Source organism: Grimontia hollisae CIP 101886 (assembly GCF_000176515.1).
In the GTDB taxonomy this organism is placed as follows: domain Bacteria; phylum Pseudomonadota; class Gammaproteobacteria; order Enterobacterales; family Vibrionaceae; genus Enterovibrio; species Enterovibrio hollisae.
In genome coordinates this window covers 147,588-164,497 of the sequence record NZ_ADAQ01000013.1, presented here as the reverse complement: position 1 = coordinate 164,497, position 16,910 = coordinate 147,588, and the positions used below count along the sequence as shown (strand labels likewise).

Genomic DNA, 16,910 nt, shown 5'->3' with positions numbered 1-16,910 from the left:
CTGAAGCGCATACAACAATGAAAAGAAGCCGGGGTCCCGGCTTCTGATCCTCTGGTATCCCAAAGTTAGAACAATCCTAACTGAGGCATCGCCAAATCATCAAAATGTTTACCAATAAAAGGCAATATCCCATCGGCAATGGGTTTTAGTTGTTTGTCGACATAATGTTGGTAGTCATACGGGCTTTCCAGTGCCTCAAGCGGTTCAGGCCCATTTACCGTGATAACATATTCTATCCAACCCCCGTGTTGATATTGCAATGCACGCCCCAGCCGTTTATTGACTTCATCGGCTTTACGTGCAGCTTTCACATGTGGTGGTACATTTTTTTCGTAATCAGAGAGTTTGCGGCGCAGTCTTTTTCGGTAAACCAATTTAGCATTGTTGTTACCACGTAACGTATCTTCTACCGTATTGCGAACGTAATCGTCAACGTCTTCCCCATCAAACACTTTCTGGTACAAGGTTTGTTGGAACGACTGCGCCAGCGGTGTCCAGTCGGTACGGACCGTTTCCAATCCTTTGTAAACAATGCGGCGCTCACCGTCTTTATCAACCAAACCGGCATACCGTTTTTTACTGCCAGTGTCCTGCCCCCGGATTGTTGGCATCAGGAATTTCTGGTAATGGGTTTCATATTCAATTTCCAGCGCCGATTCAATATCGTACTGCGTTTTAAGATGGTTAATCCACCATGCGTTAATGTGTGCCACCAATGCATTGCCAACTTCATCCGCTTCTTCATTGGTGTATTGGCGGCCTAACGAAACAAAGGTCGAATCCGTGTCGCCATAAATCACCTCATGCCCTTTCGCTTCTATCAATTCACGGGTGGTTTTCATGATTTCATGGCCACGCATGGTAATGGATGACGCCAGCCTATGATCAAAAAACCGGCACCCCGATGAGCCCAGAACACCGTAAAACGAGTTCATGATGATTTTAATCGCCTGTGAAAACGCCTTTTCTCCTTGTTGTTTGGCTTCATCACGTGCTTTCCAGAGGTTTTCTATCAAAGCTGGCAGGAAATGCTTCTCACGATGGAACACGCCACCACGAAACCCTGGAACACTTTCCTCTTTATTCTGTAACCCTTCAATGAGTCCAAGCGGGTCAATCAGGAAGGTGCGGATGATCGATGGATACAGGGATTTGAAATCCAGCACCAATACCGAATTATAGAGCCCCGGTTTGCTGTCCATCACATAGCCACCGGGGCTGGCAATCCAGTTTTCGCTAGCCAGCGTTGGGGCAACATAACCCGCCCGGTGAAGCCGGGGCATATAGAGATTGGTAAACGCCGCCACTGATCCGCCAATACGGTCAAGTTCTATGCCAGTCAGGCGGCTTCGCTGGATCAAGAACTCCATCAAGTGGGTATGTTCAAAAATACGGTTAACCAGCACACAGTCCTGCAGGTTGTATTTCGCCAGCGCCAGTTTGTCTTCACGAAACATCCGGTTGATGGCGTCCATCCGATCATACGGGTTGTCGATGGCCTTCCCTTCACCAAACATCTCCCTGGAAACAGATTCCAATGACCACGATCGGAAACTGTATGTTGCGGTTTTCAGCGCATCAATGCCGTCTATGACTACTCGCCCGGGTAGCGTGATAAATCCTTGCCGACTGTTGGAGGAATCACGCCAGTGGACTTTTTCCGCGCCTCTGCCAAGCCTTAAATCCAGCTTGTGGAAGGCAGCACGTTTCACCAACAAGCGGAAGTCAAAATCCACAACACTCCAGCCAACTATCACATCCGGATCAAAACGCTTAAACCAGTCATTGAGCGCATTCAGCAAATTCAGCTCTGAATCAACCCACTGTATCCAGGGCATGTCATTTGCATTTTCAGGTGTTGGTCCCACCATAATGACGCGGCTGTCCATATTGCTATCCAGACCAATCGAGTACAGCACACCTTTTTCTGAGCACTCAATATCCAGCGACACCCGGGATAGTGATGTGGAATAATCTGATGCCTTGGTTTTTACATCCCGGTACTCTGTATACCCCCGTTTGGCTATTGCTCGCCCGGCAAACGTCAATCCACCACAAATAAACCGTTCCATTAGATAGCGATCAGCCAGACGCACATCGGATTCAAGCGGATCTATCTCTTGCATTTGCAACAGGCGACTGGCCCGGTTAGCAGACTGAATGGTGTTGAAATAAAAACCGGAGACAGAATGAAGAGAAAAATCTTTTAATGTGAGTTCACGACAGGTGAAACCAACCCCTGCGGCATTGAGTACCGCTTTCGCCTGATTGACCTGCGGGGCTGCCACAAAAAACACCGGCTTTTCACCGGTAATGATCAGTTTAGCGGGCCCTTGGTCAGTTAAAACCCAGAGTGTCAGCTCAGTCTGTTCGCCAAGGTCACGGCTGTGGCGACTGATTAAAAAACCATCTTGATACTGCAAGTTAGCCTCAGTAATAGCAATCTCACTGGCAGTATACCCCAACCCTCAACAGAAGCGCGTTACTATCAGGTTCTTTAAATTCAAACAGGAGATGACTGTTTGATTTGTTTGCCAAGAAATGTCACGACAATCCCTGACAAGATGACTGTTGCAGAGATCACCATTCGCAACGTCAATGTTTCATCCATCAGCATATATCCCCCTAGCGCAGCGATAATAGGCACTGACAACTGCATCACCCCCGCTTGCGTCGCTTTAAAGCGTTGAACCACGCCATACCAGATTGCGTAACCAATGGCTGATGCCCCTGCACCAGATGCTACCGCCAACCAAATACCCTCCGACGTAATGCTGTTCATTGGGATGTTCAACAGAAAAAACGGCACAACAAAGAAAATACTCAACCGGAAATTGATACAGTTTGCAGGCAGTTGAGGAACCTTCATCTCTTTACCTAATACGCTGTAAATCCCCCAGGCTATGCCTGAAATTGCCATCAATCCTGCTCCCCATACATCCGGGGCATTCATGCCTGGAGACACCATGTAGCCCAAACCAGCAATAGCCACTAACGCACCGATATATTCCACGCCACTGGCTCCCCCTTCTTTGTAGTGGCTGTAGGCAAACATCGTCAACTGTACGAAAGCAAAGAGGATGAGAGCGCCCATACCAGTATCCAGATAGAGATAGGCAAAAGAAAACGTTGCGGCATACAGAAACAACATTGCGGCAGCCAACCAATGCTCTGTAGGCTGACGAAGGAGTGAACATGCATTGTGTTCACCCTCACGTTTATGAGCCAACCCCGCTAACACAAACAACACCACAGCCCCCGACACCAGCCTGATTGACGTAAATGAGGCGGGATCGATATCTCCTTCAGCCAACGCCATCCGACAAAGGATTGAATTAGCAGCAAAAAAAACCATTGCAATCACTGCCATCAATACATTTTTGGGGTTTACCTTTGTCAAGCGTGCCATTATCATCTTCCTTGTTTTTTTACATGCCTAATCTGACCGCTTCTTTGCTAAAGTGCTTTCATAACATTGAAAAAATCTGTTTTCGTTTGCGTTTTATCGAACTTTTTCCGTTTACGTAACCAGACAATTTTTTAAATTTGGTAAAACGTGGCATAGAGGGTAAAATACCGCTCCAGTTTTTTCAGTGGTGACGTGAATGTCTGAAGCAAAACGCAAAGCCCTCAAAAAAATTGCCAAGTGTCTCGAGTTGAGCAACTCCGCTAACATCAATGAAGCTGCACAAGCCATTAAAATGGCCCAGCGGTTAATGAAAAAATATGGACTTGACCAAGACGACATTGATTTCATTAGCATGGGTAAAACCACGTCTGACACCTTGCTACCCTCTTCCATCAGTGATGCTATTCTAAAAATCATTCGTGGTATTAATACGCGGTTTGGTGTTGAATGCGTACTGACAAATTATAAAGGCTTGAAAAAGGCCGAATTTATTGGCGATGCCGATCGTGCTATTTTCGCAGCTTTTGCATTTGATATTGTATACCGAGAAATGAATGAACACATTGGTCAATTCCGTAATAGCTTTCAGGGGACTGGCACGCCTCAAGCAGAGCTGGGACGCAGGGTTCAGTCTTTCACGATGGGATGGCTTGAAGGTGCCTTAGCCAAATTGCCAAATATTGCACCTGATGGCGATGTCGATAAGAAAATTAAAGATTATATTGACAAGCAATTTGAAAACATCGACCGCGAAACCTTCAAACAACAATTAAAAGAAGCAATGAAACATATTACCGACGACTATGAAAAAGGAATGCGAAAGGGGAAACAAATTTCCGTCAGTCGCCCGGTATCCGGAGCTCAAGAAGTAAAGCGCCTTTGTTAGGCGCTTTTTTTACGCTTTTTTATTTTTGAGAATACCTGTTCTATATTTAGAAATGTTGCGCATATTTATAATCGCCATCATATAACGTATTGACTTTATTAAACCCTACCTTAAAAGCACATTTTTTCGAACACTGTTGTATTAAAAAAGCCTGATTTTTCCGTTTCTCTATTGTATTGCAAGGCATCAATACCTAGCCTAGCTTATTAAATCATCACTTTTGTTGGTGATTGAGAAGATTTGCGAAAAGCAAACTCAAGGATGGTGACTCATTGAGAAATACCTAAGTCTACCTTCCAAACCCTCTCTATCTAGAAGGAATGGAGAAAGCAAAATGAAAAAAGCAGTGACAAGCCTTGGACTCATGGTGGCCTTAAGTCCAACGGCAAATGTATTCGCCCAAAATGATGCTAATTTCTACTTGGGTGGTCGTCTCGGTGTTTCAACGCTGAATGATGCCTGTACGACTGGTAATTGTGGCGACAATGACGACGTTGCCGGTGGTTTGATTCTTGGTTACGATCTCGGTAATAAATTTTCTATCGAATCTACCTATGATTATTTGGGACGCTTTAATACCGCATTCCAAGGTGCCAACGCGGGTGCTGGCGATCTGACCGCCCTGACACTGGCACCTAAGTTCAATGTCAGTGTAACAGAGCTTACCGATATCTACGGTAAGCTCGGTGTTGCATGGTGGGACTGGAGCAGCAAAGCCGGAACGGGTGATGTAGATGATTATTCCGTTATGGCAGCACTGGGGGTTGACCACCGTGCAAATGATCTGGTCAATGTTCGCCTTGAATACCAATACATCCCGGACATGAACAAAGAGTACTTTAATGCTGACAATCACTTGATCACCGCGGGTGTTACCTTCCACTTGGGTCGTCAAGCTAAGCCAAAGCCAAGACCAAGAGTCGTTGAAAAAGTGGTGATGGTTGAAGAAGTCATTGAAGAGCAGAAGAAGTACGTATTCTCTGAAGCGGACAACGTTGAACTGTTCGCATTTGGCAAGGCAGAACTGTCTCCAAACGCATCGCAACAGCTGGGACCAATGCTCAAACGTCTGCAAAACTTTGATGAGGCAACAGCAACTATTATTGGTCACACCGATAGCGTAGGCTCAGAAGCGTTCAACCAAAAACTGTCTGAACAGCGTGCTCAATCTGTGGCTAACTACTTCATCTCAAATGGCATTAGTGCTGAGCGACTGACTATTATTGGTAAAGGCGAAACCAGCCCAATTGCATCTAACAAGACCAAAGAAGGTCGTGCAAAAAATCGCCGCGTTGAAATTGAATCTCCAGAGTTTGTTTACGAAGAGTAATCAGCCCTGAATTCATGAACAAAGCCACGCGGTTGCGTGGCTTTTTGTTTCAGGCAAGAAAACCTGCTGATCTGAGAGCACTATTATCGTTTGAAGGGTCTGGGACAGCACTGCAGCATATTGTCAATCAGAACACGATCACTGTCCTCAATACCCGCTACACGCTGGTAAACCGGCTGGCGTCTGTCGTCAATACGCGGAAAGTGCCAACCTAATGTCGATGAAATAAAGCACTCTGCAAAATCAGCAGAATATCTCAGGCACCCAGCCAAAACCGTGTCGACATAGCTTTGGGCTATCGGATGCGTGTAGCAAGGCGCGACCACCTCATCGGTTACATAGACGTAAACCGGCCCTTCAACCACAAACCCATCTTCAAGCACCTGAATGCGTTTTGAATCCAGCGGCACACGCTGATAACCAGCTTCGCGGATATCAAAAACCTCCAACGCATCATCTTCAATGTGGATCAATACTCCATTGCACTGTCCTTCCCCTTCCCTGACAACCAAGTGGGACATCACCGGTGAGCCTGTGTGCCCCCAATGCCTTTGCAAACCGGAAACCACAGCAGGTACAGCCCTCCCCGTTTCACCAGTTAAACGCCGTGATGCGTCATTAATCAAACTTCCGTATCCGAATATATACATAGTAAATTAACTGAAATCTCTGGCTTCATACCCTTGCGATTAATCCAAACAAAACGTGCTACTGTCAACCTTGCTCCATTGAAAGTTGTGATCGTTCAGGGCCGGATGTCATGTTCATCGCGGTCACTTCCAAGACCCGTTGTATCTTCTTTACCCTTGTTGGATTTCTTTGTGTCACTCTGGGATTTTTATTTATATATCCTGAACAAAAATCAACCACCCATATAAACAAATTGGCTGAAGGTATGCACAGAATGGCTATCTCCATTTATCTATGAGAGTGATAACAGTCAAGCCCACTAATCCCTAAGTAGTATCTGCGCCATCGTGAGAACAAAGGATTAGTCCCTATGTACAAATATAAATTACCTGTCCTTGAGAAGCGACCGACGAAAACTACTGTATGGGACTGCTGTACGCGGATGAAAACAGTAATTTACTCGACCCGAAAAGCTGGGTGAAAGCCAAAGAGCCCGTGTTTAAAACCAACTGGGAGAAAAAAGTGTACGGGCCTGGTCACAACAGTTTTACCGTCGATGAAGAAGGCAATGACCTGCTGGTGTATCACGCGCGTGATTACACTGACATTGAGGGCGACCCGCTTTGGGACCCTAACCGTCATACTCGTATCAAACGTCTTACATGGAAAGACGGTTTTCCTATCTTCGGCGAAGCGATTTAACCCTGTGATCTCAGTACCTGCGATTTGCAGGTACTGAGTTTTTGAAAGGTGTCTCTATGCCTAACAGCATCACCCTACCCGATTAAAGCCGCTATCAAGCCCGATCTTTTTACGTAATCGTGTCCAGCGAGTGCTTACATCACTTTCTCACGAAAGAGCTTCGGACTTAAACCCGCTTTATTCTTGAACACACGCGAAAAGTAGAGAGGGTCTGAATACCCAATCAAACGAGATATTTGGTTAATGGAGTAGTTCGACGTTACCAGTAACTGCTTAGCACGGCTGATTCGTTGATCATCACGCCATTGGGTAATCGTCATGCCAACTTCATCCCGGAACAAATGCCCTAAACGAGATGGCGACAGACAGACCAGCTCCGCCAATTTTTCATTGCTGAAATCTTCGTTGAGGTGCTTGGCCATGTAGTTCAAAACATCAGTGATTCGCGGATCAACGCGCTTTTTAATCAGGTTGGGCTGGTTCATTTTGCATCGAAGCAACAACTGCTCTAACAAATTGAGCGTCAGCTCATCGCTGTAAGGTTCATCTTGTTTGCTCAGTACCTCTATCTGCTTAAACAACAGCTCGAGCTTTTCCTGATCGTCAATGTGCACACCTTTTGTGATGAAAACGCCGTTGATGCAGTTTTCCCACTTAAGACGATTGATCCAGTAAGCACGGGGGCGGAAATAGATCCAACGATGGTACCAATCTTCCGCCTCTTCTGAGCGGTGGTAATAGTGCGAAACGCCGGTAGGAAAGAGCAATAAATCGCCTTCATTGACTGTAAAGGAATCCTCACCGTGGAACACAGTGCCCTGCCCTTTAACCGTCAGGTTGATAATAAAACCCTTCATCCCATTCGGGCGGTCTATCACAAAGTCTAGATCGTTGCCTTTTGAGATCGGCGTTAAGCCCGCAACCAAATGAGCATTGAAGTCATATCCAGGTTTCAATGGATCGTTTTGCATTCTCTCTTCTGTATGACAGCATTAACAAGCGCCGCTAAAACCGGGCGGCGCAAAAAATAAATCAAAGTGGGAAGAGTTGTCTGAGTAATTGTGATAACCCTTCGCCGTGGTTGTCAGTCGTGGTGATTCTATCGGCATGACGCTTAACATCATCATCAGCGTGCAACATCGCCACTCCACAGCCTGCCATGCTCAGCATGGATATATCATTATAGTTGTCACCGACCGCAACCGCTTGTTCGATATCAAGTTGGCGTGTAGCGAGATAGTCTTTCAATGCCTGACCTTTACTGTGGCCTTTCATCGCCAAATCCACCCGATTTTCGCCGGATATTGAACCAGAAAAGTGCTCTAAAATCATAGGTTCCTGCATAAATGAGTGAAAGTTATCGTCGTTTCCCTGAACCACAAACTTCCAAACCTCAGTCGCTAACTCCAGTTCGTGGCGGAAATCTTCGATTTGGTAAATATTTGGCCGCTTTTCAATTGGGTAACGCATTGCCCATCGTTGTAGCGGGATCATATAAGGCATAGGATTCTGCTGTAAGTACGCCATGCCAGATTCGGTATACATCACCATCCTCAATGCGTGCTGATTGGCTACGTTCAAGAACTCTTTCGCCAGAGATTTAGGGATCGGCATGCTGGTTTCAACCGTATCCGATGCATAGTTGTAGCGATAAACGCCATTACAACAAATGATTGGTGTATCAATACCAAGTTCTTCGTAATAAGGTTTAGCCGCTGTATGATGACGCCCAGTCACCACCAGCACATGATACTTTTTCGATATTTGCTGCACACACTCGATGACCCAAGGGTTAAGTGTGTGGTCATCCTTGAGCGTGGTTCCGTCAAGGTCTAGTGCAAGCACTTGGTATGACATAATTACTCCTTTTGGCATCCGCATGAAGACCCAATTTTACTCGATTATTCTACACAAGAACGAAACAGGTAACGAAAGCGAGAGGGGAAGGGAATCGTTCAATTCATTGGGAAAGACAGAATGAAACACGGGAATTGGTTGTTCTACGATAGGAAAAAACGCCTATTTAACTGACCCTGTCAACCAAATAGGCGTTTGCGTGTTGTTAGATACCAGTATTAAAACGGTAGAACAGACTGTTGTGTTTCAGCTCCGTTTTGAAGTCACGAATGGTGGTATTCTTGTCAATCACAACCAGTTCGATACCTGCAAATTCAGCAAAGTCTTCCAACATATCTAAGGTCACGTTTTGCGTGTATACGCTGTGGTGCGCACCACCCGCATGAATCCATGCTGCCGCAGACACTTCAAGGTTTGGTTGCGGTTCCCAAAGCGCGTGAGCCACTGGCAAATTCGGTAGCTCTGATGGCGGTGTCACGGTATTAATTTCATTCACCAACAAGCGGTAGCGGTTACCCAAGTCAATCAAGGTCGCCACCAATGCAGGTCCCGCTTTAGCACTGAAGATCGCACGTGCCACGTCGTCAGTTTTACCAATAGTGTGACGATGAATCTCAATCGATGGCTTGCCCGCGGCAATCGTCGGACAGACTTCCAGCATGTGCGCGCCCAGCACTTGCCCTTCTCCAGTAAGGTTATAAGTGTAATCTTCCATAAAAGACGTGCCACCCGGTAAGCCTTGACCCATGGTTTTGATAATGCGTGTCAGCGCCGCTGTTTTCCAGTCGCCTTCACCACCGTAGCCGTAGCCTTTTTCCATTAAGCGTTGCGTCGCCAAACCGGGCAGATTAGTCAACCCCGTCAGGTTTTCAAACGTGTTCACAAACGCCATGCAGCCGCGTTCTTGCAGGAAAGTTTCCATACCGAGTTCAAGACGCGCTTCGTTCTTAAGAATGTCCAACTGTTCTGGCGTTTCAAAAATCTCAGGCGCGATGCGATACGTGGCGCGGTACTCTTCCAGCAGAGCGTTGATCGCACTGTCTTCCACTTGGTTAACGACTTCAGCCAGTTCACCTAAGCCATAAGCATGCACTTCAAAGCCGAATTCAATTTGTGCACTGACTTTGTTACCTTCGGTGACCGCGACTTGACGCATGTTGTCGCCAAAGCGTGCAACACGCAAAGTATGACTTTCATGCCAACCAATCGCCGCACGGCACCAGTGATCAAGCTGCTTGCGTACTGAAGGTTTCTGCCAATGCCCAACAATAACGCGGCGACCCAAACCAAGACGCGTACCAATAAAGCCAAATTCGCGGTCACCGTGCGCACTTTGGTTGAGGTTCATGTAGTTCATGTCGATGCTTTCCCAAGGCAGCGCTTCGCTAAACTGGGTATGCAAATGAACAAACGGTTTATTCAGTTGCTTAAGACCTGAAATCCACATTTTTGCTGGTGAGAAGGTGTGCATCCATAACACCACACCCAGACAGTTTTCGTCATTGTTCGCTTGTTGGCAAACATTAAGAATTTCCTCTGGCGATGTTACGGTCTTTTTACACACAATGGGCACACATACATCGTTACTCAGGTTAAAACCTGCAACGATTTCTTCGCTATTCTTTGCTACTTGCTCCAGTACTTTAGGACCGTAAAGATGCTGTGAACCCGTGATAAACCATACAGATTTGTTTGTTAAATCTTTCATAAGTGCCTCTGTTATTCTGTGTCGCATAGTGCCTTGCCAATTAGCCAAGCGACAATTGTTCGTTATTTTTGCCCGTAGTACGCGTCTTTACCGTGCTTGCGCAGGTAGTGTTTATCCAACAAGGTCTGTGGGATCGGTAAGGTACTCGGGTTGATGCTGATCGTGTGGAGCGCCATTTTGGCAACCTCTTCCACCACTACCGCGTTATGTACGGCGTTGTGCGGGTCGGTCCCCCAAGTAAATGGCGCGTGCTCGCGAACCAAGATTCCGGGAATCGCCATCGGGTCAGCGTCTCCGATTGTCTCGACGATCACTTTGCCAGTATTGAGTTCGTAGTTGCTTTCAATCTCTTGTTTAGTCAAAGCGCGGGTACACGGAATATGTCCGTAGAAATAGTCCGCATGCGTGGTGCCAAAGGCTGGAATAGCCGCGCCTGCTTGCGCCCATGAGGTTGCATAAGACGAATGGGTATGCACCACACCACTTAATTGAGGAAACGCACGGTACAACGCCAGATGCGTGGCAGTATCCGAAGACGGCTTTAGAGCGCCTTGAATCACGGTGCCATCCAGATCGACAACCACCATGTTTTCTGGGCAAAGATCTTCATACGCAACGCCGCTTGGCTTAATCACCACTAAGCCAGATTTGCGGTCGATACCAGAGACATTCCCCCAGGTAAACGTCACCAACTTATGAACCTGCAGGTCCATATTGGCGCGCCAAACTTGCTCTCTGAGTTCAGGAAGTAGCTGTGGATTTGAGATCACGTCTTGCATGCTTAATCTTCCTTCTGTTGGTCAGTGAAGGTTTCAATATGCTGACCTAGTTGTGAATACGCCTGATGGCGACCTTGATAAAAATCGGCACGGCATTGAACTGGGGTATACACATGGCGGATAGGGCTCGCCATCGCGGCCTGCGCTTCACTGACACTGACATGTGCACCCGCGGCAACAGCCGCGAAGATAGCCGCGCCCAACGCACAACACTGATCTGATTCAACCACTGCGATATCACGCCCCATCACGTCAGCACACGTCTGCATCACCAGAGGCGATTTCTGTGCGATGCCGCCAATCGCCAACACTCGGTTAACGTCAACGCCTTGGGTTGTCATGCAATCCATGATCGCTTTTGCACCGTGCGCGGTAGATTCAACCAAGCTGTAGAAAATATCCGGCGCTGAACTACCGAGGTTCAGTCCGCTCACCACGCCTTTTAAACGCTGGTTGGCATTCGGTGTTCTGCGACCGTTGTGCCAATCCAAGCTCAGTGGTGAATACTCGGTTTGTGGATGTTCGGTCGCTGCATCAGTCAACATTGGAATCAAAATATTATCGAGGTTGTCGAGCAGATGCTGATCTTCAGGGTGACTCGTCACCCATTGCTGAATTGGCCACATCAACAGGCGTTTGTACCAGGCGTAAACGTCACCAAACGCCGATTGACCCGCTTCGAGTGCCACCAGTTGAGGAAGCGCGCTGCCTTTCACTTGGCCGCAAATCCCTTCGATGGTTTTGTCGCCCAGTTGCTCTGGGTCAACCATCAAAATGTCACAAGTAGAAGTGCCGATCACTTTCACCAAATCGTGTTCGCCCGCCCCTGCGCCAACCGCGCCCATGTGACAGTCAAATTCACCGATGGCAACCGCGATGCCTTCGGGTAAGCCCAAACGCTCAGCCCATTCGGTAGATAACACGCCCGCCTGTTGGTCAGAGGTATACACTTGGTCGAACATACGTTCGCGGATACCATCTAGTGTTGGAGAGATCGCCGATAGGAATGCTTGGGATGGCAGGCCGTTCCATTCGTCATGCCATAGCGCTTTATGCCCTGCCGCGCAAATACCGCGGCGCAGTTTATTCGGTGCTTGGTTGCCCGAAAGTAATGCGGGAATCCAATCACATAGTTCAACCCAAGTGTAAGCGTGCTCAGCAACTTTCGCGTCTTGCTCACCGATCCACGCGGCTTTCGCCCAAAACCATTCAGAGGAGTAAATACCGCCAACATAACGGGTGTAGTCAGGGAAATCGCCGCTATGCGCGAGCTGGTTGATGCGTTCTGCTTTTTGAATTGAAGTATGATCTTTCCACAGAATAAACATTGCGTTTGGGTTGTGCTCAAATTCTGGCAACAGCGCTAAAACATTCCCGTCTTTATCCACTGGCGCAGGTGTTGAACCTGTAGTATCGACGCCGATCCCGACAACGTTTTGTCGTACTTGTTCTGATACTTGTGCCAGCGTTTCTTTGACTACGGCCGTCATCGCTTCAATGTAATCGCGAGGGTGTTGGCGGAACTGAGACATCGCTGCGTGGCAATATCGTCCTTCCATCCAACGCGGATAGTATTGAACCCCGCACGCCACTTCCTGACCTGTCGCCGTATTTACCAATAACGCACGAACAGAATCAGAGCCGAAATCCAGACCAATCGTATATTTCTCAACACTCATAACTGCTTACCAATCATTTAAAGTGAATGTTTGTTTTCACATATTTAATCGGAGCAGCGTGGGGAGCACCATTCAGGTATTGGCTATATATATAGACAATATCGCTATCCACTGATGGGCGACATTTCGATCGATTCAGCCAATGTTCGTCACTGATACAAAAATATAAAAAACAGATGGCATATAACCGGTTGCCAAACCAAACAAGTATGAAAATCAACAAGTATTTTTATAAAACAATGAATTAAGAGAAACGCTTTGCCAAATTCATTGTTCGGAAAAAATCGCTAAATAAATGGATAAAATCGCTACAGTTTTATCGCGTGATCAAGTTCTCTTTATTTCAGGATCGCATTCCTAAACTAACGCCATTCCGACGTGAAAAATTCAAGAGGTAAATAATTATGGAAAATGTGCAGGTGATATCTCCACCAGTACAAAGAGATGGATTAAAGATCCGCGAAAGGATGGGGTACGGGTTTGGTGATGCTGGCGGTACGGTCATCACCGGCTTGATTTCTAATTTCCTCACATTCTTCTATACCGACATTTTTGGTTTAACACCGGCAATCGTCGGAACAATTTTCGTCGTCTTGCGCATTTTTGACGCCATCACCGATCCTATCGTCGGCGTAATTGCAGATAAAACAGAAACCAAACAGGGCAAGTTTCGCCCATTTATCTTATGGACCGCGGTACCACTCGCACTTATCTGTATTATGACTTTTACCGTCCCTGACCTTTCTTACGGATGGAAAGTGTTCTACGCCATTGTCACTTACTTTGGCTTATCGCTGCTTTACACACTCAACAACGTGCCTTATTGCGCACTGATCACCCGCATCACAGATAACCCAGCGGAAGTAATTTCTTGCCAGTCTTACCGTTTTGCGATCTCAGGCGTGGCGGGTTTTGCTGTCTCTGCTGGCCTCCCCTTCCTGGTCACTTATTTTGGCGAAGGTGACCAGGCATTGGGCTATCAAATCGGTGTCGGTATCCTCGCATTTGCGGCAATGCTGATGATCCTTTTCTGCTTTTTCAACACCAAAGAATATATCAAAACAAAAACAACCAAGTTTGATCTGAAGAAGAACCTGAAAAACATCCGTCAAAACGACCAGTTAATCCTCACATTCATCATGTCGCTACTGCTGATCACCATCTTCAACACCAAAGGCGGTGCAGCGATGTACTTCATTACCTACGTACTGAATGAAGGCGGATCTTACGTATCTTGGTTCTTTGGTCTGGCAACACTAGGCGGCATTATCGGCGCGTTGATTCTTCCTTACTTCACCCAGCGTTTTAAAGTGCGAGACATCTACTTTGCTATTAACGCGATCCTCGCTGTGGCTCACTTTGTGGTGTACTTTGTACCGGGTGACAATCCAACCCTATGGCTTGGCCTGGTCTTCATCTGTTGTGTGGTGTTTGGTTTTGCCCTTCCACTACACTTCACCATGGTTGCGTTTGCCGACGAATACGGCGTATTAAAGACTGGGGTCAGGACATCCGGCATGAACTTCGCGTTTAACCTCTTCTTTATAAAACTCGCCTGGGCGCTATCTGGACTTATCATCAGCGGCGTATTGGTTGCAGTGTCTTACTCTGCAGGAGCAGAAAACCAAACTCCGCTTTCGCTGCAAGGCATCTCATTACTTTCAACTGTTATTCCAGGCGTACTGCATTTACTCCTTGCTCTGACAGTGAAACGTTTCTTTGTCGATAAAGAACTGCTTTCCCGCTTAGCAATGAAAAAATTAGAAACGGGTCAAGCACCTATTTAATTGGGTTTAATCATGAAAATGACTTCTATCAAACCACTTGAAATATCATTACAAGATATTGATATAAAAGATGATTTTTGGCTCAACTATCAAAAGCTGGTGAAAGATGTTGTGATCCCATATCAATGGGATGCGCTGAATGACAATATTGAAGGTGCAGAGCCAAGCCATGCTATTGACAACTACGCGATTGCGGCAGGTCTGCAAGATGGTGAATTCCACGGCATGGTTTTCCAAGACAGTGATGTAACCAAATGGTTAGAGTCCGCAGCGTACATTCTGGCTAAGCATCCAGACCCAGTGTTGGAAAAAACCATCGATGACATCGTCGACTTACTCGCTATCGTGCAAGACGACAACGGCTACCTCAATACGTATTTCACCATCAAAGAGCCAGAGAATCGCTGGAAAGACCTGTGTGAATGCCACGAGTTGTATTGCGCGGGGCATTTGTTTGAGGCGGCAGTGGCTTACTATCAAGCGACAGGCAAAGATAAGCTACTTAACATCTCTTGCAAGTTTGCCGACCATATAGCCGACACTTTTGGTCCTGAAGAAGACCAAATACAAGGCTATCCAGGTCACCCAGAAATAGAACTGGCGTTGATGCGTCTATACGAAGTGACAGGCAACCAACGTTACTCTGATCTGGCAAACTTCTTTATTGAGCAGCGCGGCAAAGAACAAAACCCGCATTTCTATGATCAAGAACAAGCCAAACGTGATGGTAGTTATCATTACAACGACCACGGTCCGTCATGGATGATCAAAGACAAAACCTACAGCCAAGCGCATAAGCATTTAAGCGAACAAAAAGAGGCGATTGGCCACGCAGTTCGCTTCGTTTACTTACTGGCGGGGGTGGCGCATCTGGCGCGATTGTCGAAAGACCAAGAGAAGTTCAGTTGGTGTAAGGACCTGTGGCGTAACGTCATCGACAAACAGATGTACATTACTGGCGCGATTGGTTCTCAAAGCCGCGGAGAAGCGTTCACTACCGACTATGACTTACCAAACGACACCGCATATACCGAGACCTGTGCATCGGTAGGTTTGCTGATGTTTGCCAACCGTATGCTGCAAATCGAGAGCGACGGCGAGTACGGCGACATCATGGAACGCGCGCTGTACAACACCATCCTTGCGGGTATGGCGTTAGACGGAAAGCACTTCTTCTACGTCAATCCACTGGAAGTCACGCCGAAAGTGATTCATGCAAACCATAAGTATGATCACGTCAAACCGGTACGTCAGGCATGGTTTGGCTGTTCATGCTGCCCAACCAACGTCGCTCGTACACTGGCGTCTTTGGGTCAGTACATTTTCACCGTCAAAGAAGATGTGGCGCTGTTGAACCTGTTTATCTCCAATGAAGCCAAACTGGAGCTAAACCAGCAACCCATCACGCTGAGTATTGATGCCAATATCCCACAAAGCGATAAAGTGTCGATAAACGTGAAAGACGCCAATCAGGTCAACGGTACGATTGCGGTGCGCATTCCAAGCTGGTGCGCCAATATGAGCGCGACGTTAAATGGCAAAGCCATCGACGTCAACGCCGACAGTAAACGTGGGTATCTATACATCACCAACACTTGGAATACCGGTGATAAGATTGAAGTGACGCTACCCATGGAAGCGTTCTTTATCCAAGCGAACCCTCTGCTAAGCGCCAACTTTGGTAAAGTCGCCGTGCAGCGTGGGCCTTTCGTTTACTGTATCGAACAAGCAGACAACGGCGAAGCGTTACACACTATTAAGGTTGACGCCAAATCTGGTCTAAAAGAAGTTGATGGCGAAGGGTTGTTTGCCGGCAGCGTATTGCTAAAAGCAAGTGGATCTAAAGTGGTCATTCAAGACGCGCCTCATCAAGCGTTATATCACCAATATCCATACACGCCGCAAGAGAAAACCTGCGATATCACCTTGATACCGTACTACGCGTGGGCAAATCGAGGGGAAGGTGAAATGCGAGTTTGGATAAACGAAAAATAACTGGCTAACATCAACGCCAAAAGACACTCTGGAGTAATGCCTATCAGTAAAGCCGCCAGCGCAGACGGAAAGTTGCGCTGGTGGCTTTAAATTCACTTAGTATGAGGATAAGCACCGGAGATATCACCCAATATACGCGGCATTTAAA

12 protein-coding genes and 1 pseudogene are annotated in these 16,910 nt (G+C 47.0%); 5 read left to right on the top strand and 8 right to left on the bottom strand.

Annotated features, from left to right (window positions below; translation table 11 throughout):
- Positions 1-65: 65 nt before the first annotated feature.
- Positions 66-2,423, bottom strand: coding sequence for a DNA polymerase II (locus VHA_RS13755; protein WP_005505295.1), 2,358 nt, complete (start codon positions 2,421-2,423; stop codon positions 66-68).
- An 80-nt stretch (positions 2,424-2,503) separates the two neighbouring features.
- Positions 2,504-3,409 (bottom strand): DMT family transporter, encoded by a 906-nt coding sequence (locus VHA_RS13750; protein WP_005505293.1) that lies wholly within the window; start codon positions 3,407-3,409, stop codon positions 2,504-2,506.
- A gap of 196 nt (positions 3,410-3,605) precedes the next feature.
- On the opposite strand from VHA_RS13750, the gene VHA_RS13745 reads away from it, so the two are divergent.
- Together VHA_RS13745 and VHA_RS13740 are read left to right on the top strand one after the other, a co-directional pair.
- On the top strand, positions 3,606-4,295 hold the full coding sequence (locus tag VHA_RS13745; RefSeq protein ID WP_005505291.1) for a DUF2786 domain-containing protein: 690 nt from the start codon (positions 3,606-3,608) through the stop codon (positions 4,293-4,295).
- 334 nt (positions 4,296-4,629) lie between these two features.
- A complete protein-coding gene (locus tag VHA_RS13740) occupies positions 4,630-5,625 on the top strand; it encodes an OmpA family protein (protein ID WP_005505290.1) in 996 nt (331 codons plus the stop codon).
- Between the two features lie 83 nt (positions 5,626-5,708).
- Here the strand turns inward: VHA_RS13740 and VHA_RS13735 are convergent, their stop codons facing one another.
- Complete coding sequence (locus tag VHA_RS13735; protein ID WP_040529017.1) at positions 5,709-6,275, bottom strand: gamma-glutamylcyclotransferase family protein; 567 nt, start codon at positions 6,273-6,275, stop codon at positions 5,709-5,711.
- Between the two features lie 394 nt (positions 6,276-6,669).
- On the opposite strand from VHA_RS13735, the pseudogene VHA_RS13730 reads away from it, so the two are divergent.
- A pseudogene (locus VHA_RS13730) lies at positions 6,670-6,957 on the top strand (family 43 glycosylhydrolase); the annotation flags it as partial.
- Between the two features lie 134 nt (positions 6,958-7,091).
- Here the strand turns inward: VHA_RS13730 and araC are convergent.
- The 5 genes from araC to VHA_RS13705 form a co-directional block, all read right to left on the bottom strand.
- Entirely contained in the window at positions 7,092-7,928 is an 837-nt protein-coding gene (gene araC, locus VHA_RS13725; RefSeq protein ID WP_005505286.1) for an arabinose operon transcriptional regulator AraC, read from the bottom strand.
- A 61-nt stretch (positions 7,929-7,989) separates the two neighbouring features.
- On the bottom strand, positions 7,990-8,814 hold the full coding sequence (locus tag VHA_RS13720; RefSeq protein ID WP_005505285.1) for a Cof-type HAD-IIB family hydrolase: 825 nt from the start codon (positions 8,812-8,814) through the stop codon (positions 7,990-7,992).
- Positions 8,815-9,019: 205 nt separating this feature from the next.
- Positions 9,020-10,522, bottom strand: coding sequence for an L-arabinose isomerase (gene araA, locus VHA_RS13715; protein WP_005505284.1), 1,503 nt, complete (start codon positions 10,520-10,522; stop codon positions 9,020-9,022).
- Positions 10,523-10,584: 62 nt separating this feature from the next.
- Positions 10,585-11,301, bottom strand: coding sequence for an L-ribulose-5-phosphate 4-epimerase (locus tag VHA_RS13710; RefSeq protein WP_005505283.1), 717 nt, complete (start codon positions 11,299-11,301; stop codon positions 10,585-10,587).
- A 2-nt stretch (positions 11,302-11,303) separates the two neighbouring features.
- Positions 11,304-12,980: a ribulokinase gene (locus tag VHA_RS13705; RefSeq protein WP_005505282.1), complete on the bottom strand. Its 1,677-nt coding sequence runs from the start codon at positions 12,978-12,980 to the stop codon at positions 11,304-11,306.
- Positions 12,981-13,384: 404 nt separating this feature from the next.
- On the opposite strand from VHA_RS13705, the gene VHA_RS13700 reads away from it, so the two are divergent.
- Positions 13,385-14,767, top strand: a complete 1,383-nt coding sequence (locus VHA_RS13700) for an MFS transporter (RefSeq protein ID WP_040529015.1) — start codon at positions 13,385-13,387, stop codon at positions 14,765-14,767.
- Positions 14,768-14,779: 12 nt separating this feature from the next.
- Positions 14,780-16,762 carry a glycoside hydrolase family 127 protein gene (locus tag VHA_RS13695; protein ID WP_005505280.1) on the top strand — a complete coding sequence of 661 codons (1,983 nt, stop codon included), beginning with the start codon at positions 14,780-14,782 and terminating at the stop codon, positions 16,760-16,762.
- The last annotated feature ends 148 nt before the right edge of the window (positions 16,763-16,910 follow it).

Coding starts and splice junctions, on each gene's coding strand:
- VHA_RS13700 (WP_040529015.1), top strand. CDS start 13,385: ATGGAAAATGTGCAGGTGATATCTCCACCAGTACAAAGAGATGGATTA.
- araC (WP_005505286.1), bottom strand. CDS start 7,928: ATGCAAAACGATCCATTGAAACCTGGATATGACTTCAATGCTCATTTG.
- VHA_RS13745 (WP_005505291.1), top strand. CDS start 3,606: ATGTCTGAAGCAAAACGCAAAGCCCTCAAAAAAATTGCCAAGTGTCTC.
- VHA_RS13710 (WP_005505283.1), bottom strand. CDS start 11,301: ATGCAAGACGTGATCTCAAATCCACAGCTACTTCCTGAACTCAGAGAG.
- VHA_RS13720 (WP_005505285.1), bottom strand. CDS start 8,814: ATGTCATACCAAGTGCTTGCACTAGACCTTGACGGAACCACGCTCAAG.
- VHA_RS13695 (WP_005505280.1), top strand. CDS start 14,780: ATGAAAATGACTTCTATCAAACCACTTGAAATATCATTACAAGATATT.
- VHA_RS13705 (WP_005505282.1), bottom strand. CDS start 12,980: ATGAGTGTTGAGAAATATACGATTGGTCTGGATTTCGGCTCTGATTCT.
- VHA_RS13740 (WP_005505290.1), top strand. CDS start 4,630: ATGAAAAAAGCAGTGACAAGCCTTGGACTCATGGTGGCCTTAAGTCCA.
- araA (WP_005505284.1), bottom strand. CDS start 10,522: ATGAAAGATTTAACAAACAAATCTGTATGGTTTATCACGGGTTCACAG.
- VHA_RS13735 (WP_040529017.1), bottom strand. CDS start 6,275: ATGTATATATTCGGATACGGAAGTTTGATTAATGACGCATCACGGCGT.
- VHA_RS13750 (WP_005505293.1), bottom strand. CDS start 3,409: ATGGCACGCTTGACAAAGGTAAACCCCAAAAATGTATTGATGGCAGTG.